The 18,102-nt window shown below is 71.9% G+C and carries 17 protein-coding genes and 1 pseudogene; 12 read left to right on the forward strand and 6 right to left on the reverse strand.

Annotated features, from left to right (window positions below; all coding sequences use genetic code 11):
* The first annotated feature begins 17 nt into the window (after positions 1 to 17).
* From V6V16_RS09360 to polA, 10 genes are all read left to right on the forward strand, one after another.
* The gene (locus tag V6V16_RS09360; RefSeq protein ID WP_334561438.1) at positions 18 to 1,187 is read left to right on the forward strand and encodes a hypothetical protein; all 1,170 of its coding nucleotides are present in this window, start codon (positions 18 to 20) and stop codon (positions 1,185 to 1,187) included.
* Positions 1,188 to 1,446: 259 nt separating this feature from the next.
* Positions 1,447 to 2,607 (forward strand): branched-chain amino acid ABC transporter substrate-binding protein, encoded by a 1,161-nt coding sequence (locus tag V6V16_RS09365; protein WP_334561440.1) that lies wholly within the window; start codon positions 1,447 to 1,449, stop codon positions 2,605 to 2,607.
* Between the two features lie 107 nt (positions 2,608 to 2,714).
* A complete protein-coding gene (locus tag V6V16_RS09370; RefSeq protein ID WP_334561442.1) occupies positions 2,715 to 3,665 on the forward strand; it encodes a branched-chain amino acid ABC transporter permease in 951 nt (316 codons plus the stop codon).
* The gene (locus V6V16_RS09375; RefSeq protein WP_334561443.1) at positions 3,662 to 4,771 is read left to right on the forward strand and encodes a branched-chain amino acid ABC transporter permease; all 1,110 of its coding nucleotides are present in this window, start codon (positions 3,662 to 3,664) and stop codon (positions 4,769 to 4,771) included. Before V6V16_RS09370 ends, V6V16_RS09375 begins: the two co-directional genes overlap by 4 nt.
* Complete coding sequence (locus V6V16_RS09380; protein ID WP_442934056.1) at positions 4,764 to 5,609, forward strand: ABC transporter ATP-binding protein; 846 nt, start codon at positions 4,764 to 4,766, stop codon at positions 5,607 to 5,609. Before V6V16_RS09375 ends, V6V16_RS09380 begins: the two co-directional genes overlap by 8 nt.
* Complete coding sequence (locus V6V16_RS09385; RefSeq protein WP_334561444.1) at positions 5,599 to 6,309, forward strand: ABC transporter ATP-binding protein; 711 nt, start codon at positions 5,599 to 5,601, stop codon at positions 6,307 to 6,309. Before V6V16_RS09380 ends, V6V16_RS09385 begins: the two co-directional genes overlap by 11 nt.
* Before the next feature lie 32 nt (positions 6,310 to 6,341).
* Positions 6,342 to 7,253: an ABC transporter substrate-binding protein gene (locus V6V16_RS09390; protein ID WP_334561446.1), complete on the forward strand. Its 912-nt coding sequence runs from the start codon at positions 6,342 to 6,344 to the stop codon at positions 7,251 to 7,253.
* 2 nt (positions 7,254 to 7,255) lie between these two features.
* A complete protein-coding gene (locus tag V6V16_RS09395; protein ID WP_334561447.1) occupies positions 7,256 to 8,236 on the forward strand; it encodes an amino acid ABC transporter permease in 981 nt (326 codons plus the stop codon).
* Positions 8,233 to 9,042: an amino acid ABC transporter ATP-binding protein gene (locus tag V6V16_RS09400; protein WP_334561449.1), complete on the forward strand. Its 810-nt coding sequence runs from the start codon at positions 8,233 to 8,235 to the stop codon at positions 9,040 to 9,042. The genes V6V16_RS09395 and V6V16_RS09400 overlap by 4 nt, the downstream gene beginning before the upstream one ends.
* An 88-nt stretch (positions 9,043 to 9,130) precedes the next feature.
* Entirely contained in the window at positions 9,131 to 11,830 is a 2,700-nt protein-coding gene (gene polA, locus V6V16_RS09405; protein WP_334561450.1) for a DNA polymerase I, read from the forward strand.
* Between the two features lie 51 nt (positions 11,831 to 11,881).
* On the opposite strand, the gene V6V16_RS09410 is transcribed toward polA, so the two are convergent.
* From V6V16_RS09410 to V6V16_RS09430, 5 genes are read right to left on the reverse strand one after another with little or no spacing between them, the layout of a single operon-like run.
* Positions 11,882 to 12,247: a MerR family transcriptional regulator gene (locus V6V16_RS09410; RefSeq protein ID WP_334561452.1), complete on the reverse strand. Its 366-nt coding sequence runs from the start codon at positions 12,245 to 12,247 to the stop codon at positions 11,882 to 11,884.
* 47 nt (positions 12,248 to 12,294) lie between these two features.
* Positions 12,295 to 13,044, reverse strand: a complete 750-nt coding sequence (locus tag V6V16_RS09415; protein WP_334561453.1) for an SDR family NAD(P)-dependent oxidoreductase — start codon at positions 13,042 to 13,044, stop codon at positions 12,295 to 12,297.
* A 50-nt stretch (positions 13,045 to 13,094) separates the two neighbouring features.
* Positions 13,095 to 13,445 carry a DUF3140 domain-containing protein gene (locus V6V16_RS09420; protein ID WP_334561454.1) on the reverse strand — a complete coding sequence of 117 codons (351 nt, stop codon included), beginning with the start codon at positions 13,443 to 13,445 and terminating at the stop codon, positions 13,095 to 13,097.
* On the reverse strand, positions 13,432 to 13,641 hold the full coding sequence (locus tag V6V16_RS09425) for a DUF2945 domain-containing protein (protein ID WP_334561455.1): 210 nt from the start codon (positions 13,639 to 13,641) through the stop codon (positions 13,432 to 13,434). The genes V6V16_RS09420 and V6V16_RS09425 overlap by 14 nt, the downstream gene beginning before the upstream one ends.
* Before the next feature lie 52 nt (positions 13,642 to 13,693).
* Entirely contained in the window at positions 13,694 to 14,497 is an 804-nt protein-coding gene (locus tag V6V16_RS09430) for a class I SAM-dependent methyltransferase (RefSeq protein WP_334561456.1), read from the reverse strand.
* Positions 14,498 to 14,894: 397 nt separating this feature from the next.
* Here V6V16_RS09430 and rpsA point away from each other — a divergent pair, with 397 nt between their 5' ends.
* The gene (rpsA, locus tag V6V16_RS09435; RefSeq protein ID WP_334561457.1) at positions 14,895 to 16,388 is read left to right on the forward strand and encodes a 30S ribosomal protein S1; all 1,494 of its coding nucleotides are present in this window, start codon (positions 14,895 to 14,897) and stop codon (positions 16,386 to 16,388) included.
* A 243-nt stretch (positions 16,389 to 16,631) separates the two neighbouring features.
* A complete protein-coding gene (gene coaE / locus V6V16_RS09440) occupies positions 16,632 to 17,813 on the forward strand; it encodes a dephospho-CoA kinase (protein ID WP_334561466.1) in 1,182 nt (393 codons plus the stop codon).
* Positions 17,814 to 17,817: 4 nt separating this feature from the next.
* Here coaE and V6V16_RS09445 read toward each other — a convergent pair.
* Positions 17,818 to 18,102 (reverse strand): annotated as a pseudogene (locus V6V16_RS09445) (hypothetical protein); the annotation flags it as partial.

Here is an 18,102-nt window from a genome sequence, read left to right on the forward strand (position 1 = left end):
TCGATAGCATCTGATCCATGTGGACCCGGCGGCTGGTGGCGGCGCTCGCTCTGCTCGCGGTGCTGCTGCCGACCGGCTGCGACCGGGCACCGAGCGGGCCGGCCGAGGGGCCGCTGCGCCCGGGGTGGGAGCCGCTGACCCTGCCTGCGCCGCAGGGCGCGCCCGGTCGTGCGCTGTTGCGCGACGCCGTGGCCTGCGCCGGCCGGTGGTACGTGGTCGGCGGGCTGGCCGACGCGGCGGGGGAGACCAGGCCGGCGGCCTGGAGCAGCGCGGACGGGGTGTCCTGGTCGGCGCTGCCGCTGGCGGCGTCGAGCTTCTACGGCCGCCAGCACGTGCTCTACGCGGCGGCCTGTCGCGACGGTCGGCTGGCGGCGCTGGGGGCGAAGAACGGTGGCGCGCACGGCAACCCGCGCACGGGCACGTGGTCGCAGGCGACGGGCGGGGCGTTGCGGGAGGCCCCGGCGCCCTTCGAGCTGTACGCGGGGCCCCGGGCGGTGAGCGTGGCGCGCCTGGCGGCGGGGCCCGGCGGTTGGCTGATCGCGGGGGCCCGGGTCGACGGGGCGGCGGTGTGGACGTCGCCGGACGGCGAGCGCTTCACCATCCGGGAGGGCGTGGCGGAGCTCGCCGGCGACGGGCGCGGCCGGACGGTCGCGTACGACGCGGTGGCCGCGCCGTCGGGTTGGTGGGTGGTGGGCGCGGTGCTGCCGCCCGGTACGACGGCGCTGGCGCCCCTGGCCTGGAGTTCGGCCGACGGGCGGGCCTGGCGGCGGGTGGCGCTGCCGGCGCCGGACGGTCGCGGCCAGGCGCAGCGGGTGGCGTCGGCGGGCGGCGCGGTGGTGGCGGTCGGCCCGGTGCGTGCCGGGTTCGCCGCCTGGCGGCTGGCGGGTGACGAGTGGCGGCGCGCCGGCGGGTTCGGCGCGGCCGGTCCGGGCGTCTCCTCGGTCGACGCGCTGGTGCCGGCGGGGCGGGACCTGGTGGCGGTGACGGGGGACGGCGACGGTCACGGACTGTGGCTCTCGGCCGATTCGGGGGATTCGTGGCGGGAGATGGCGATGCCGACCGTCGTGCCGGATGCTGGGAACAGCGCAGTGGCGGTGGCGTCGCTGGGTGACCGACTGCTGTTGGTGGCCGATGACGGCGAGGGCTCCCGTGCCTGGTCAGTCGGCCTGGGCTCCGTCGATCGGTAGCGGGTCCGAGGGCCTCGGCCCGTTACCGACGAAACGAAGGTACGGGACTTTCGCCGCCGACGGTTCTTACAGCGATCGTTTCTAATCCGCCACGGCGTGTAACGGTTCGGTCAACCCCCTCCCCTGGGGCTTTCGTCACAGCTGAAAGGTGGGATAGCGTCCGGCCCCAGACCGGCGACGACGGTCTGGTTCGTCCGCCCCCGCAAGGGCCAATAGGCAGCGGGTGGTTCGGACCATTGGACGGAGGAGGGTTCGGGCCTTGAGGCAGAAGCTCGCGCGCGTTATCGGTGGGGTCGCCATGCTGGCGCTCGTCGCCGGCGGCACCGCATGCTCCAGCGGTAGTGACGACACGGCGTCCGGTGGGGACGCCTGCGGCAACAAGATCGCGTTCTTCGGGGCGCTGACCGGCAGCTCGGCGGCGCTCGGCATCAACGAGAACAACGGCGTCAAGCTGGCCGTGGACAAGTACAACAAGGAGAACGCCGACTGCAAGGTCGAGCTGGTTCCGCTGGACTCGCAGGGCAGCCCGGACCAGGCCCCGCAGCTGGCCCAGAAGGCCATCGACGACACCAAGATCCTCGGCATCGTCGGCCCGGCCTACTCGGGTGAGTCGGAGGCCGCCGGCCCGCTCTTCAACGAGGCCGGTCTGGTGACCATCACCCCCTCCGCGACCCGCCCCAGCCTGGCGGAGCAGGGCTGGAAGACCTTCTTCCGCGCGGTCGGCAACGACTTCAGCCAGGGCCCGGCGGCCGGTAACTACATCAAGAACGTGCTGAAGGCCGACAAGGTCTACGTCATCGACGACCAGTCCGCGTACGGCGCCGGCCTGGCCGACGAGGTCAAGAAGCTGCTCGGCCCGGCGGTCGTCGGCTCGGACAAGGTCCAGGGCGAGGGCAAGCAGGTCGAGTTCTCGGCCGTGGTCACCAAGGTCAAGGCCGCCAACGTCAAGGCGATCTTCTACGGCGGCTACTACCAGGAGGCCGGCCTGATCCGCAAGCAGCTCACCGCTGCCGGGATCACCGCCCCGCTGGTCGCCGGCGACGGCGTGAACGACAGCGCGTACATCACCTCCGCGGGCGCGGCGGCGGCCGAGGGCACCATCCTCACCTGCCCGTGCCAGCCGGCCGCCGAGGCGCGCGGCACCTTCGTCCAGGAGTACAAGGCGCTCAACGGCGCCGACCCGGGCACCTACAGCGACACGGCGTACGACGCGGCGAACATCCTGCTCGCCGGCATCAAGGCGGGCAAGACCACCCGTGAGGGTCTGCTGGAGTTCGTGAAGGGCTACAGCGGCGAGGGCGTCGCGGCGAGCTACAAGTTCGTCGAGGGCGGCGAGCTCGACCCGGCGCAGGTCAAGGTCTGGGCCTTCAAGGTCGTCGGCGGCAAGGTCGTTCCGGACCAGGAGATCCCCAAGTCCTGACGTCGGTCGCTGCTACGGCGATTGAGTGGTGATCGCGGGCGCGGCCGGGAGCTGTGCTCCCGGCCGCGCCCCACTTTTCTCTCCAGACCTGATGGAGCGTCCCTTCATTGAACTTCGACGACCTCTTCTCCAACTTCGGGACATACACGACGACCGGCCTGACGCAGGGCGCGATCTACGCCCTGGTCGCGCTCGGCTACACGCTGGTCTACGGCGTGCTGAGGCTCATCAACTTCGCCCACTCCGAGGTCTTCATCGCGGGCGCGTTCGCCGCGATCTGGACCTGGAACGGTTTCGGGCTCGACCAGAACTCCCAGGTCAGCGGCATCGGTTCGATCATGTTCTACCTACTGGTGGCGATGATCGTCGCGGCGATCGCCTCCGCCGGCACGGCGACGGTGATCGAGCGGGTGGCGTACCGGCCGCTGCGTAAGCGCAACGCGCCGCCGCTGGCGTTCCTGATCACCGCGATCGGCGCGTCCATCGCCATTTCCGAGGCGTTCGGCATCTGGACCCGCCGCCGCCCCGAGGGCGCACCGATCCTGGTCAGCCAGGATCCGCTGTTCCACATCTTCGGCGTGCCGATCGACGCGGTGCAGTTGCTCACCCTCGGTGCCGCGCTGGTGATGATGGTCGCGCTGGACATGTTCATCAACCGCAGCCGGGTCGGTCGCGGCATCCGGGCGGTGGCCCAGGACGCCAACACGGCCGCGCTGATGGGCGTGAACAAGGACCGGATCATCCTGATGGTCTTCATCGCCGGCGGCAGCATGGCCGGCGTCGCCGGTCTGCTCTACGACGTGCGGATCCAGACGCTGACGTACAGCGTCGGCTTCCTGCTCGGCCTCAAGGCGTTCACCGCCGCGGTGCTCGGCGGCATCGGCAACCTGCGTGGCGCGCTGCTCGGCGGCCTGCTGCTGGGCGTGGTGGAGAACTACGCCTCCGGCCTGTTCGGCAGCGAGTGGAAGGACTTCGCCGCGTTCGCGCTGCTGGTGGTGCTGCTGATGTTCCGGCCGACCGGTCTGCTGGGTGAGTCGCTGGGGAGGGCACGGGCATGACGACCGTCTTGGAGAAGGTTCGCTCCGGCCGCGAGGCGGCCGGCGAACGGTGGCGTGGCGCGCCGCGCTGGGTGCGCTGGGCGCTGCTGGCGGCCGTGATCGTGTTCTTCTACGCGCTGCCGAACAAGGAGTTCTACCAGTACCTGGGGCCGATCCCGACCCCCGGTGCGAACTTCACCCAGGTGATGTTCACCGTCTCGATCTACGTGCTGCTGGCCGTCGGCCTGAACATCGTGGTCGGCTTCGCCGGCCTGCTGGACCTCGGCTACTTCGGCTTCTTCGCCGTCGGCGCGTACACCGTGGCGGTGCTGACCTCGCCGAGCAGCGACGTCAAGACGCTGTGGCCGTGGCTGCTGGCGGTGCCGGTGGCGATCGGCCTGACGATGCTCTCCGGCGTGATGCTCGGTACGCCGACCCTGCGGCTGCGGGGCGACTACCTGGCGCTGGTGACGCTCGGCTTCGCCGAGATGATCCGGATCGGTGCGGTCAGCTCGGAGTTCCTCAAGGGCCAGCGGGGCTTCAACCAGATCCCGCACCCGCCCGGCCAGTACGCCGACGGCAAGCCGTTCTTCGGCGTGCTCGACGCCCGGCCGTACTACTGGCTGGTGCTCACGGTGATCATCCTGGTGGTGATCGGGGTGCGGAACCTGACCCACAGCCGGGTCGGGCGCGCCTGGATCTCGATCCGGGAGGACGAGGACGCCGCGCAGCTCATGGGCGTTCCGACGTTCAAGTTCAAGCTGTGGGCGTTCGCCGCGGGCGCCGCGATCGCCGGCCTGGCCGGCGCGCTCTTCGCGGGTAAGCAGAACTTCGTCAACTCGCAGAACTTCGAGCTGCTGAACTCGATCATCATCCTGGCCGCGGTCATCTTCGGTGGCTCCGGCAACATCGTCGGCGCGATCGTCGGCGGTGGCCTGGTGGCGTACATGATCGAGCGGTTCCGCGGCATCGAGCTGTTCGGCGTCGAGCTGTACGAGTACCGGTTCCTGTTCTTCGGCCTGGTGCTGGTGGTCATGATGATCTTCCGGCCGGAGGGTCTGATCCCCAACCGACGACGTGCGGCGGAGTTCAAGGATCGTCGCAAGGAGGTGACCGTCGGTGAGTGACACCGAGCAGACGCCGGTCGTTCCGGCGCAGGCCGGCGCGCCGGCAGTGGAGGCGGTGCCCACCCGGGAGCCGCTGCTGGAGGTCGACAAGGTAACGCTGCGTTTCGGCGGCGTGGTCGCCCTGAACGAGGTGGACTTCACCCTGTACAAGGGGGAGATCCTCGGTCTGATCGGCCCGAACGGCGCCGGCAAGACCACCTGCTTCAACGCCATGACCGGCATCTACCAGCCCACCGAGGGGCAGATCCGGTTCCGCGGCGAGAAGATCGCCGGCAAGAAGCGGCACCAGATCACCAAGTCGGGCATGGCGCGGACGTTCCAGAACATCCGCCTCTTCCCGGAGATGACGGCGCTGGAGAACGTCCTGGTGGGCGCCGACGCGCACAACAAGACGAGCGTCATCTCCGCGCTGTTCCGCCTGCCGCGGTACTGGAAGGAGGAGCGCGCGGGCCGCGAGAAGGCCGAGCGCCTGCTGGAGTTCGTCGGCATCCGCAAGCGGATGCACGAGTTCGCCCGCAACCTCTCCTACGGCGAGCAGCGGCGACTGGAGATCGCCCGCGCGCTGGCCACCGACCCGGTGCTGCTCTGCCTGGACGAGCCGGCCGCCGGCTTCAACCCGGCGGAGAAGGAGGAACTGCTCCAGCTCATCCGGCAGATCCGGGACACCGGCGTGACCGTGCTGCTCATCGAGCACGACATGCGCCTGGTCATGGGGGTCACCGACCGGATCGTGGTGCTGGAGTTCGGAAAGAAGATCGCCGAGGGACTCCCCGCCGAGGTGCGGGACAACCCGAAGGTGATCGCGGCGTACCTGGGGGTGCCGGACGATGCTGCTTGAGATCGACGATGTGAGCCTGCTCTACGGGCGGATCCAGGCGCTGCACGGCATCAGCCTGACGGTGGACGAGGGCGAGATCGTCGCCCTGATCGGGGCGAACGGCGCCGGCAAGTCGACCACGATGCGGGCGATCTCCGGGATCCGGCCGGTCGCCAGCGGCAGCATCCGGTTCAACGGCGAGGACATCACCAAGCTCCGGGCGGACCTGCGGGTCCGGCGGGGGCTGTGCCAGGCGCCGGAGGGCCGGGGGATCTTCCCGGGCATGACGGTGCTGGAGAACCTGGACATGGGTGCCTACACCCGGCGGGACCGGGCGGGCATCGCGCAGGACCTGGACCGGGTGCTGGGGCTCTTCCCGCGCCTGGCGGAACGGCGTAAGCAGCACGGCGGTACCCTCTCCGGTGGCGAGCAGCAGATGCTGGCCGTCGGCCGGGCGCTGATGAGCCGGCCGAAGCTGCTGCTGCTCGACGAGCCCTCGATGGGTCTGGCGCCGATGCTGATCCAGCAGATCTTCGACATCATCGTCGAGATCAACCAACAGGGCACCACCGTCCTGCTGGTCGAGCAGAACGCCCAGCAGGCGCTGGCCCGGGCCCACCGGGCGTACGTGCTGGAGACCGGCCGGATCGTCAAGAGCGGCACCGGCGCGGACCTGCTGCACGACCCGGCGGTCAAAGAGGCCTACCTCGGCGTGGCCTGACCTGCCGCCACCCCTCATCGCAAGGAGTACCCATGTTCAACATCAGTGCCGGCCGCCGGGCGGTCCTCGGCGTCACCGGCACCGCGCTGCTGGCCCTCTCGCTGGCCGGTTGCGGTGAGAAGGAGAGCACCGACCAGCCCGGCGCCGGTCCGACCGTCTCCGCCGCCGCCGACTCGGCGCTGGCCGCGAAGGTGCCCGACGCCGTCAAGGCCGACGGCGTGATCAAGGTCGGCACCGACTCGACGTACGCCCCGGCGGAGTTCCTCGACGCCGACGGCAAGACGGTCGTCGGCTTCGACATCGAGCTGTTCAACGCCGTCGCGCAGAAGCTCGGCCTGAAGGCCGAGTACGAGTCGGCGCCGTTCGACGCGATCCTGCCCGGTGTCGACTCCGGCAAGTACGAGGTCGGCGTCTCCTCGTTCACCATCAACGCCGACCGGATGAAGACCGTCAACATGGTCAGCTACTTCTCCGCCGGCACCCAGTGGGCGACCAAGCCCGGCAACCCGGCCAAGGTCGACACCGAGAACGCCTGCGGCAAGAAGATCGCCGTGCAGGTCGGCACCGTGCAGCTCGACGACATCACCGCCCGGTCGAAGAAGTGCACCGACGCCGGCAAGCCGGCCATCACCATCGACCAGTACCAGGCGCAGAGCGACGCCACGGCCGCCGTGGTCAGCGGCAAGGACGACGCCATGCTGGCCGACTCCCCGGTCGGGGCGTACGCGGTGAAGCAGAGCAACGGCCAGCTGGAGCTGCTCGGCGACATCTACGAGTCGGCCCCGTACGGCTACGCGGTCAAGAAGGACCAGGCCGCGTTCGCCGAGGTGCTCAAGGAGGCCGTCGCGGCGGTCATCGCCGACGGCAGCTACCAGACCGCGCTGAAGAAGTGGGGCGTCGAGGGCGGCGCCATCACGACCCCGGCGCTGAACCCGACCAGCTGACCATGCCGGTCGAGACTGATTCACCCGAACGGGCACGGCCGGAACCCATCCAGGCCGTGCCCGTGCGGCATCCCGGGCGGTGGGTCGCGGTCGCCGTGATCGGGGTGCTGGTGGCCATGTTCGTCCACCTGCTGGTGACGAACAAGGCGTTCAACTGGTCGTACATGGTCGACGAGATGTTCCGTCCGCCGATCATCGAGGGGCTGCGCGGCACGATCGCGCTGCTGTTGACCGCCATGCTGATCGGCATCGTGCTGGGCCTCGTGATCGCCATCATGCGGCTGTCGGAGAACCCGATCCTGCGCGGTGTCGCCTGGGCGTACACCTGGTTCTTCCGGGCGGTGCCCCGGCTGGTGCTGGCGATCCTCTTCGGCAACCTGGGCATCCTCTGGGCGCGCGTCGAGTTCGGGCTCCCCTTCGACCGGCAGATCGGCGCCCTGTTCGGGGTCGACGACTTCGAGGCGCGGCTCTTCGGCTTCTCGGCGGTGGAGATCCTCACCGGCTTCGTCGCCGGCATGCTGGCGCTGGGGCTGTCCGAGGCCGCCTACATGGCCGAGATCGTCCGGGCCGGCATCCAGTCGGTCGACGAGGGGCAGACCGAGGCCGCGCAGGCGCTGGGCCTGCGGCGCGGGCACATCCTGCGCCGCATCGTGCTGCCGCAGGCGATGCGGGTGATCGTCCCGCCGACCGGCAACGAGACCATCGCCATGCTCAAGGACACCTCGCTGGTGGCCTTCGTGCCGGTCTCCACCGAGCTGTTCTTCCAGCTCAGGGCCGTGGGCAACCGGAGTTTCCAGGTCTTCCCGATGCTGGTCGCGGCGACCGTGTGGTATCTGCTGCTGACCAGCGTGCTGCTGGTCGGGCAGTACTACTTGGAGAAGCACTTCTCCAAGGGCGTCGGGCGCAGCGCGCGGGCGAGGACCAAGCTGCGGGGGATCGCGGCCGAGAGCGGCGGCACGACCGGGAAGGCGGGCGGCGCATGACCGAGCTGACGGTGCCGGCGCGGGCCGGCGGGCCGGCGGAGGAGGCCGGGCCGATGGTCCGGGCCGAGCAGGTGCACAAGTCGTTCGGGTCCATCGAGGTGCTCAGGGGCATCGACCTGGAGGTCCGCAGCGGCGAGGTGTGCTGCCTGCTGGGTCCCTCCGGCTCCGGCAAGTCGACGTTCCTGCGCTGCATCAACCACCTGGAGAAGATCAACGCCGGCCGGATCTGGGTGGACGGCGACCTGATCGGCTACCGCGAGCGCGGCGGCAAGCTGCACGAGATGCGGGAGAAGGACGTCGCCGCGCAGCGGCGGACGATCGGCATGGTGTTCCAGCGGTTCAACCTCTTCCCGCACATGACCGCCCTGCAGAACGTCGCCGAGGCGCCGGTGCTGCTGGGCCGCGAGAAGAAGGCCGCCGCGCGGGACCGCGCCGCCGCGCTGCTGGAGCGGGTGGGGCTGGGCGACAAGCTCGGCAACTATCCGGGCCAGCTCTCCGGCGGGCAGCAGCAGCGGGTGGCGATCGCCCGGGCGCTGGCCATGCAGCCGAAGCTGATGCTCTTCGACGAGCCCACCAGCGCGCTCGACCCGGAGCTGGTCGGCGAGGTGCTCGACGTGATGAAGGACCTGGCCCGCGACGGCATGACGATGATCGTGGTGACCCACGAGATCGGCTTCGCCCGGGAGGTCGGCGACACGCTGGTCTTCATGGACGGCGGCGTCGTGGTCGAGTCCGGCGTGCCCCGCGAGGTGATCGCCAAGCCCCGGCACGACCGGACGAAGGCGTTCCTGGCCAAGGTGCTCTGAGCGGGCACCGGCGCGGCCCCGGGTCGGGCCGCGCCGGCGCCCGTGCCGGTGTCCCGGAGTGTCGGGGCGGGCGGCTAGAGTCGCTGCCGTGACAGCTACGACGCCGCGCCTGCTCCTCGTCGACGGACACTCCCTGGCATACCGGGCCTTCTTCGCCCTGCCGGTGGAGAACTTCTCCACCACGACCGGGCAGCCGACCAACGCGGTCTACGGCTTCACGTCCATGCTGATCAACGTGCTGCGCGACGAGCGGCCCACGCACATCGTCGTCGCCTTCGACGTCTCCCGCCGCTCCTTCCGCACCGAGAAGTACGCGGAGTACAAGGCCGGCCGCAGCGAGACCCCCAACGACTTCAAGGGCCAGGTCAGCCTGGTCAAGGAGGTCCTCGCGGCGCTGCGCGTCCCGGTGGTGGAGAAGGAGGGCTACGAGGCCGACGACGTCATCGCCACCCTCGCCTGCCAGGCCCGCGACCAGGGCATGTCGGTGTTGATCAGCACCGGCGACCGGGACGCCTTCCAGCTCGTCGGCGACCAGGTCACCGTGCTCTACCCGCGCAAGGGCGTCTCCGACCTGGCCCGGATGGACCCGGCGGCGATCGAGGCGAAGTACGGCGTCGCCCCGGACCGCTACCGCGACCTGGCCGCCCTGGTCGGCGAGACCAGCGACAACCTGCCCGGCATCCCGGGCGTGGGCCCGAAGACCGCCGCGAAGTGGATCAACACCTACGGCGGCGTCGACGGCGTCGTCGCGCGGGCCGACGAGGTCAAGGGCAAGGCGGGCGAGAGCCTGCGCGAGCGGCTCGCCGACGTGATCCGCAACTACGAGATCAACCGCCTCGTCTCCGACCTGGAGCTGCCGCTGCGTCCCGAGGACGCGCGCTGGGAGGGATGGGACCGCGAGGCCGTCCACCAGGTCTTCGACACCCTCGAGTTCCGCATCCTGCGCGACCGGCTCTACCAGTACCTGGAGGCGGTGGAGCCGGAGGCCGAGTCCGGTTTCGACCTGACCGGCGAGGTGCTCACCGCGCCCGGGTCGCTGGCCGGCTGGCTGGAGACGCACGCCCCCTCCGGCGCTGCGGTGGGCGTGGCGGCGAAGCTCGACACCGGCCCCAACCGCCGGCACACCGCCTCGGTGACCGGACTGGCGCTGGCCACCGCCGGCGGCGCGGCGGCCTGGCTCGACCCCGCCACGCTGGAGCCGGCCGACGAGTCGGCCCTGGCGGCCTGGCTGGCCGACGCCGGGCGGCCCAAGGTGCTGCACGACAGCAAGCCGGCGGTGCTCGCGTTCGCCGCGCACGGCTGGCACCTGGAGGGCATCCTCCGCGACACCCAGATCGCCGCCTACCTCGCCCGCCCCGACCAGCGCTCCTACGACCTGACCGACCTGGCCCTGCGCTACCTGCACCGGGAGCTGCGGGTCGACGCCCCGGAGACCGGCCAGCTCACGCTGGAGGGGCTCGGCAACGACGGCGAGGCGGAGCAGAACCTGATGCTCCAGGCCCGGGCCACCCTCGACCTGGCCGACGCGATCGACGCCGAGCTGTCGCGCGACGGCGAGCAGTCGGCGCGGCTGATGGCCGGGGTGGAGCTGCCGCTGATGCGGGTGCTCGCCGGCATGGAGCGCACCGGCATCGCCGCCGACACGCACTACCTCTCGGAGCTGGAGGCGCACTTCGCCGCCGAGGTGAAGGCCGCCGCCCAGGGGGCGTACGAGGCGGTCGGGCGGGAGTTCAACCTCGGCTCGCCCAAGCAGTTGCAGGAGATCCTCTTCGGCGAGCTGGGCCTGCCCAAGACCAAGAAGATCAAGACCGGCTACACCACCGACGCCGACGCCCTGCAGTGGCTCTACGCGCAGAACCCGCACCCGGTGCTGGCCCACCTGCTGCGCCACCGCGACGTGGCCAAGCTGAAGACGACCGTCGACGGGCTGCTCAAGTCGGTCTCCGACGACGGCCGGATCCATACCACCTTCAACCAGACGGTGGCGGCCACCGGCCGGCTCTCCTCGACCGAGCCCAACCTGCAGAACATCCCGATCCGCACCGAGGAGGGGCGCCGCATCCGCCGCGCCTTCGTGGTGGGGGAGGGCTACGAGTGCCTGCTCACCGCCGACTACAGCCAGATCGAGATGCGGATCATGGCGCACCTGTCGTCGGACGCCGCGCTCATCGAGGCGTTCAACTCGGGCGCCGACTTCCACGCCGCCACCGCCTCGTCGGTCTTCGGGGTGCCGGTGGGCGAGGTCACCGCCGACCAGCGGCGCAAGATCAAGGCGATGAACTACGGCCTGGCGTACGGGCTGAGCGCGTTCGGCCTCTCCCAGCAGCTCGGGATCACCGCCGAGGAGGCGCGCGGGCTGATGGAGAACTACTTCGCCGGGTTCGGCGGGGTGCGCGACTACCTCCAGGAGGTCGTCGCCCGCGCCCGGCACGACGGCTACACCTCGACCATCCTGGGGCGCCGGCGCTACCTGCCCGACCTGGTCAGCGACAACCGGCAGCGCCGGGAGATGGCCGAGCGGATGGCGCTCAACGCCCCCATCCAGGGCTCGGCGGCCGACATCATCAAGGTGGCCATGCTGCACGTCGAGACCGCGCTGCGCGAGGCGGGCCTGCGCTCGCGGATGCTGCTCCAGGTGCACGACGAGCTGGTCTTCGAGGTCGCCCCGGGCGAGCGGGAGGCCCTGGAGGCGCTGGTGCGGCGGGAGATGGGCGCGGCGCACCCGCTCTCCGTGCCGCTGGAGGTCTCCGTCGGCGAGGGGCGGGACTGGAACAGCGCCGACCACTGACCGGCGTCGTCCCGCCGCGCCGGTGGCGGGTGGCCGTGCGCGCCCTCGCCGTCAGCGGGGCGGGACGGCCGCGCCCGCGGCGCGCAGCGCCGCCGCCAGCCGGTCACGGATCTCGATCTGCGCCGCGATGCGCGCGTCGAGCACCGAGAGCCGGTCCAGCCCGACCTGGACGCCGGCCGGCGCGGGCGGGGCGGCGGCCACGTCCCCGTCCAGGCAGGGCAGGAACGTCCGCACGTCGTCCAGCGTCAGGCCGGCGGCCAGCAGGTGGCGGATGTTGCGTACCCGGGCGACGGAGCGATCGTCGTAGATCCGGTAGCCGTTGTGGGCCCGCCGGGAGTCGAGCAGCCCGTGCCGCTCGTAGTGCCGCAGCGCGCGCGGGGTGGTGCCGGTGGCGTGCGCCAGCTCGCCGATCAGCATGCTCCGCACCTCCGGGGACGTTTCTACCAAACCGGCAGGCGGGGTCGTCACGCGATCACGGCGCCACCGTCCACCGGCAGCACGACGCCGGTGACGAAGCCGGCCGCCGGGTCGGCGAGGTGCAGGATCGCCCACGCCACCTCCTCGGGGCGGCCGACGCGTCCCGACGGCGTCCGCGCCAGCTGCCACCGGCGCACCTCGGCCTGCTGCCGCGGCGTCAGCCCCTGGTGCGAACCGATCGGGGTGTCGACGGCGCCCGGCGCGACCGCCACCACCCGGACGTTGTGCGGTGCCAGCTCCACCGCCCAGCTGCGGGTCAGCGAGTCCAGGGCGGCCTTGCCCGCCGCGTACAGCGAACTGCCCGGCCAGGCGCGCCCCCCCACCGACGCGGTGACGTTGACGATCACGCCCCGGCTGTCGGTCAGCGCGGGCACCGCCGCCTGGGCGAGCAGGAGCGGCGCGACCAGGTTCGTGGCCAGCTGGCGCTCGACCGTCTCGGGGGCGAGGGAACCGAGCGGGCCGCCGCCGGCGACGCCCGCGTTGTTGACCAGGACGTCGAGGCGGCCGTGCCGCTCCGTGACGGTGCCGACGACCAGCTGCGCGGCGCCGGGGGCGGTGACGTCGGCGACGAGCGGCTCGATGCCGGGGTCACCGGCGGCGGTCTCCGCCAGGGGCGCGGCCCGCCGGCCCACGGCGACGACGTGCGCGCCCCGGGCGCGGAACGCATGGGCGGTGGCCCGTCCGATTCCGGTGCCCGCACCGGTGACGACGACGATCCTGCGCTGCGTGCGACTCATGGCGCGCATCGTCGGACCCTGACGCCGGTGGCAGGGTCAAGCGGGGGGGCTCAGCGCTTCAGCGGGTCGTGGCCCCAGTTCATCAGCGACCAGCGCCACTTCGTGTCGCGGACGTCGCCGGAGGGGCGCTGTGCCATGTGCCGGCGTACGTAGCCGACGACCTTGCGCATGTGCCGGTAGTCACCCTCGGAGAGCTCCGCGCGCTTGCGCCGCAGCAGGTTGATGATCTTCCGGCCGGATTCGTGCCCGACCGACTCACCGCCGCCGGAGCGGCCGCCCTTGTGCCAGCCGACCCGCTTCGACTCGTCGGTCTCCAGCCACGTCGACAGCTCGGCCGGCTTCATGTTCACCGCCTCGGTGAACTCCCGGTAGGTGTCCCGGTCGTCGTCACCCCTGCTCATGGCGCAGCACCTCCGGCCGGTGCGCGACGTCGCGCACCGAGTCGTCGTTACGGATCGGGTACCGCGGCTCGTCCGGGGACGCGTCCACGGCGTGCCCGCGGACGCGCGTCCGTTCGGTGATCTTCTCCTCGACCACGTGCGCCCGGCCGCCGTGACTGGCCCAGGAGACGCGGTCGCCCTCGCGGAACTCGGCCATGCGGCGCGGTTACCCGGCGTCGCCACCCCGAAACGGCGGGGACGGCGAGCGGTCAGGCGGGCTTCTCGGCGACGAAGACGGCGGTGCCGGGGAAGAGGCGGCCGCGCAGCGGGCTCCACTGACCCCAGATCCCCTCGTGCCCCTCGGGCCACTCCGGCTCCACCAGGTCGACCAGGCGGAACCCGGCGCCCACCAGCTCCCGTACCCGGTCGCCGAGGGTGCGGTGCTGCTCGACGTAGCTGGCCCGGCCGGACTCGTCCTGCTCCACGTAGGGGGAGCGGTCGAAGTACGAGTGCACCGCGGTCAGCCCGCCCTCACCCGGGTCGTCGAGGAAGATCCACCGCATCGGGTGGGTCACCGAGAACACCCACCGGGCGCCGGGGCGCAGCACCCGGAAGACCTCGCGCATGACCGCCGCCGAGTCGGCCACGAACGGGATCGCCCCGAACGCCGTGCAGGCGGTGTCGAACGCGGCGTCGGCGAAGGGCAGCGCCAGCGCGTCGGCCTGCACCAGCGGCACGCGTACGCCGGTGCGGCCGGCGGCGAGCGCGCCGTGCCGCAGCATGCCGGCGGAGAGGTCGATGGCGACCGGACGGGCACCCTGGGTGGCCAGCCAGCGGGCCGCGGCGGCGGCGCCGCAGCCGAGCTCCAGCACCCGCCGGCCGGTCAGCTCGCCCAGCAGCCGTACGTCGGCCTCCCGCACGCCCTCCGGGCACCAGACGAAGTCCAGGTCTCCCAGGAAGTGGCCGTGCTCCGCCTGGTAGTCGTCGGCGTCGGCGTCCCACCAGCGGCGGTTGGCCCGGCGGGCCTCGGCGTCCCCGACCCGGCGCCGGGTCACCCGGCTGTCGTCATCCACCCGCTCACGCTAGGCCCCGGTCGCGCCGCCCGCCGGCCGCCCCCGGAGTGCGGCGCGCCGCGCCCGGCGCTACCGTTCACCCGTGGTACCCCTGTGACACAGGCGACATCGGCGACGTCTTCCTACCGATATCTCCGCTTTCGCAGCTGATGAGGTGGCGAGAGGACGGGAGGGCTTGCACGCTGTGGTAATGCAGCGGGTAGGCTAGACGATGCGCTCGCGGATCGTGTGCCTCGGCAGGGAGCAGGTGCGCGGTCTCCGGGACCACTGGCGGAGCCACATCCATGATCTCACGCGATGATCTTTCGGTGTGCCCGGCGACGGATCCGCTGGCGCGAACAGGTCACCGCGACACCAGCCTGCTGTGACACACCATCCGACCGGAGCAACCGCCCACATGACGAGCAGCATCGAGGCCCCCTCGAGCGCCACCCGGGTCACTCACGACGATCTCGGTTCCGAGGAGGCTTTCCTCGCCGCGATCGACGAGACCATCAAGTACTTCAACGACGGCGACATTGTCGAAGGCACCGTCGTCAAGGTCGATCGGGACGAGGTCCTGCTCGACATCGGCTACAAGACCGAGGGCGTCATCCCCTCTCGGGAGTTGTCGATCAAGCACGACGTGGACCCGGCCGAGGTCGTTTCGGTTGGTGACCACATCGAGGCCCTGGTCCTCCAGAAGGAGGACAAGGAGGGTCGTCTGATCCTCTCCAAGAAGCGGGCGCAGTACGAGCGGGCCTGGGGCACCATCGAGAAGATCAAGGACGAGGACGGCGTCGTCCGCGGCTCGGTCATCGAGGTGGTCAAGGGTGGCCTCATCCTCGACATCGGGCTGCGGGGCTTCCTGCCCGCCTCCCTGGTCGAGATGCGTCGGGTGCGGGACCTGCAGCCGTACGTCGGCCGCGAGCTCGAAGCCAAGATCATCGAGCTGGACAAGAACCGCAACAACGTGGTCCTGTCCCGCCGGGCCTGGCTGGAGCAGACGCAGTCCGAGGTGCGCACCGAGTTCCTCAACAAGCTGCAGAAGGGCCAGGTCCGCAAGGGCGTCGTGTCCTCGATCGTCAACTTCGGCGCGTTCGTCGACCTCGGCGGCGTGGACGGCCTGGTGCACGTCTCCGAGCTGTCCTGGAAGCACATCGACCACCCGTCCGAGGTCGTCGAGGTGGGCCAGGAGGTCGAGGTCGAGGTCCTGGACGTCGACCTGGACCGCGAGCGGGTCTCGCTGTCGCTGAAGGCGACCCAGGAGGACCCGTGGCGTCAGTTCGCCCGCACCCACGCGATCCAGCAGATCGTGCCGGGTAAGGTCACCAAGCTGGTGCCGTTCGGCGCCTTCGTCCGGGTGGACGACGGCATCGAGGGCCTGGTCCACATCTCCGAGCTGGCCGAGCGCCACGTGGAGATCCCGGAGCAGGTCGTCCAGGTCGGCTCCGAGGTCATGGTCAAGGTCATCGACATCGACCTGGAGCGTCGCCGGATCTCGCTGTCGCTGAAGCAGGCCAACGAGGGCTTCGTCGAGGGCGAGGAGCACTTCGACCCGACCCTCTACGGCATGGCCGCGACGTACGACGCCGAGGGCAACTACATCTACCCGGAGGGCTTCGACCCGGAGACGGGCGAGTGGCTCGAGGGGTACGACAAGCAGCGCGAGACCTGGGAGAACCAGTACGCCGAGGCGCGTCAGCGCTGGGAGGCCCACACCAAGCAGGTGCAGACCTCCCGGGCCGCCGACGCGGAGGCCGCTGCCAACCCGGCTCCGGCCGTCACCGGTGGTGGCACCACCACCTCGACGAGCGCGGCCCCGAGCCGCCAGGCCGAGGAGCCGGCCGGCACCCTGGCCACCGACGAGGCGCTCGCCGCTCTGCGGGAGAAGCTCGCCGGCGGCAAGTGACCCGCTGAACGACGAAGGGCCCCGTCCCCGCGATCGAGAGATCGCCGGGGGCGGGGCCCTCGCCGTTTCCCCTGACGTCCCCACCCCGGCCGGCGCCGACCGGGGCCCGGACGGGAGGCGTCGGGACCGGGTTGGGGCGGGGCGCTGACCGGGCGTCACGCGCGGGTTTCCGCTCCTGTAGCCGGGCGCCCCGAGGGGTCCCCCGGTGGTGGCGGCGTGGCGGTGATCCGGTTGACTGGTCCCGTGCTGATGGTGGGACTGACCGGGGGGATCGGGTCCGGCAAGAGCGCCGTGGCGGCGCGGCTGGCCGAGTGCGGGGCGGTGGTGATCGACTCCGACCGAGTGGCGCGGGAGGTGGTCGCACCGGGCACGGAGGGGCTGGCCGAGATCGTCGCCGCCTTCTCCGACCGGGTCCTCGACGCCGAGGGCGCCCTCGACCGGCCGGCGCTGGGCGCACTGGTCTTCGGCGACGAGGCGGCGCGCCGCCGGCTGGAGGCGATCACCCATCCGAGGGTGCGGGCGCGCGCCGCCGAGCTGGCCGCCGCGGCGGCGCCGGACGCGATCGTGGTCAACGACGTGCCGCTGCTGGTGGAGGTGGGGCTCGCGCCCACGTACCACCTGGTGGTCGTGGTGCAGACGGCGGTGGCCACCCGGTTGGCGCGGCTGGCCCGCGACCGGGGGATGGACCGGGCGGAGGCCGAGCGGCGGATCGCCGCGCAGGCCGACGACGCCCGGCGCCGCGCCGCGGCCGACGTGCTGCTGACCAACGACGGCAGCCTGGCCGACCTGCACGCGGCGGTCGACGCCCTGTGGCGCGAGCGGCTGCGGCCCTACGAGGCGAACCTGCGCGAGCGGCGGCCGGTGCGGCCGGAGCGGGTCGCGCTGGCCGAGGCCGACCCGACCTGGCCGCAGCAGTACGCCCGGCTCGCCGCCCGGATCCGGCACGCGGTCGCCCCCGCGGACCCGCGCATCGACCACATCGGCTCGACGGCGGTGCCCGGGCTCGCCGCCAAGGACGTGATCGACATCCAGCTCACCGTGCCCACCCTCGCCGACGCGGACGGCCCGCTGGCCGAACGCCTCGCGGCGGCGGGCTTTCCCCGGCTGCCCGGCGAGTGCTGGGACAACCCCCGGCCGCCCGGCAGCGGCCGGTGGGAGAAGCGGCTGCACGGCAGCGCCGACCCGGGCCGCCCGGTCCACCTGCACGTCCGCCCGGCGGACTCGCCCGGCTGGCGGTACGCGCTGCTGATGCGCGACCACCTGCGCGCGGACCCGGACCAGCGGGCGGCGTACCTGATGCTGAAGCGGGAGCTGGCCGCCTCCGCGCCGGACGGCGCGACCTGGACCACGGCGAAGGATCCGTGGTTCGACGAGGAGCACCTGCGCGCCGAGGAGTGGGCGGCGCAGACCGGCTGGCGTCCCTGAACGGTCAGCCCTCCGCGACCGGGGCGAGCCGGGGCACCGTGGCCGGGGTCAGGTCCAGCTGGGCCCAGGCGCCGGCGCGGGTGCGCAGCTCCACGCGGCGCAGCTCCCCGGACCGGTCGACCCAGTAGCGCAGCGGCCCCCCGGGCGCGCGCAGCTCGACCACGTCGACGGCCCTGCCGGCGAGGGTGTCGCCGCGGACCCGCAGGGCGGCGCCCCGCCGGCCGGTCGGCCCGGCGGCGCGCAGCGTCGCGTCGAGCATCGGCCCCAGCTCGCCGGCCCGCCCCGGGTC

Origin of the sequence: Micromonospora sp. CPCC 205561 (genome assembly GCF_036906775.1) — a bacterium.
In the GTDB taxonomy this organism is placed as follows: domain Bacteria; phylum Actinomycetota; class Actinomycetes; order Mycobacteriales; family Micromonosporaceae; genus Micromonospora.

Bases quoted from the DNA above. Each gene is read 5' to 3' on its own strand.
- V6V16_RS09390 (WP_334561446.1), top strand. From the start codon at position 6,342: ATGTTCAACATCAGTGCCGGCCGCCGGGCGGTCCTCGGCGTCACCGGC.
- V6V16_RS09415 (WP_334561453.1), bottom strand. From the start codon at position 13,044: ATGAGTCGCACGCAGCGCAGGATCGTCGTCGTCACCGGTGCGGGCACC.
- V6V16_RS09410 (WP_334561452.1), bottom strand. From the start codon at position 12,247: ATGCTGATCGGCGAGCTGGCGCACGCCACCGGCACCACCCCGCGCGCG.
- V6V16_RS09360 (WP_334561438.1), top strand. From the start codon at position 18: ATGTGGACCCGGCGGCTGGTGGCGGCGCTCGCTCTGCTCGCGGTGCTG.
- V6V16_RS09385 (WP_334561444.1), top strand. From the start codon at position 5,599: ATGCTGCTTGAGATCGACGATGTGAGCCTGCTCTACGGGCGGATCCAG.
- rpsA (WP_334561457.1), top strand. From the start codon at position 14,895: ATGACGAGCAGCATCGAGGCCCCCTCGAGCGCCACCCGGGTCACTCAC.
- V6V16_RS09375 (WP_334561443.1), top strand. From the start codon at position 3,662: ATGACGACCGTCTTGGAGAAGGTTCGCTCCGGCCGCGAGGCGGCCGGC.
- V6V16_RS09395 (WP_334561447.1), top strand. From the start codon at position 7,256: ATGCCGGTCGAGACTGATTCACCCGAACGGGCACGGCCGGAACCCATC.
- V6V16_RS09425 (WP_334561455.1), bottom strand. From the start codon at position 13,641: ATGGCCGAGTTCCGCGAGGGCGACCGCGTCTCCTGGGCCAGTCACGGC.
- V6V16_RS09400 (WP_334561449.1), top strand. From the start codon at position 8,233: ATGACCGAGCTGACGGTGCCGGCGCGGGCCGGCGGGCCGGCGGAGGAG.
- V6V16_RS09420 (WP_334561454.1), bottom strand. From the start codon at position 13,445: ATGAGCAGGGGTGACGACGACCGGGACACCTACCGGGAGTTCACCGAG.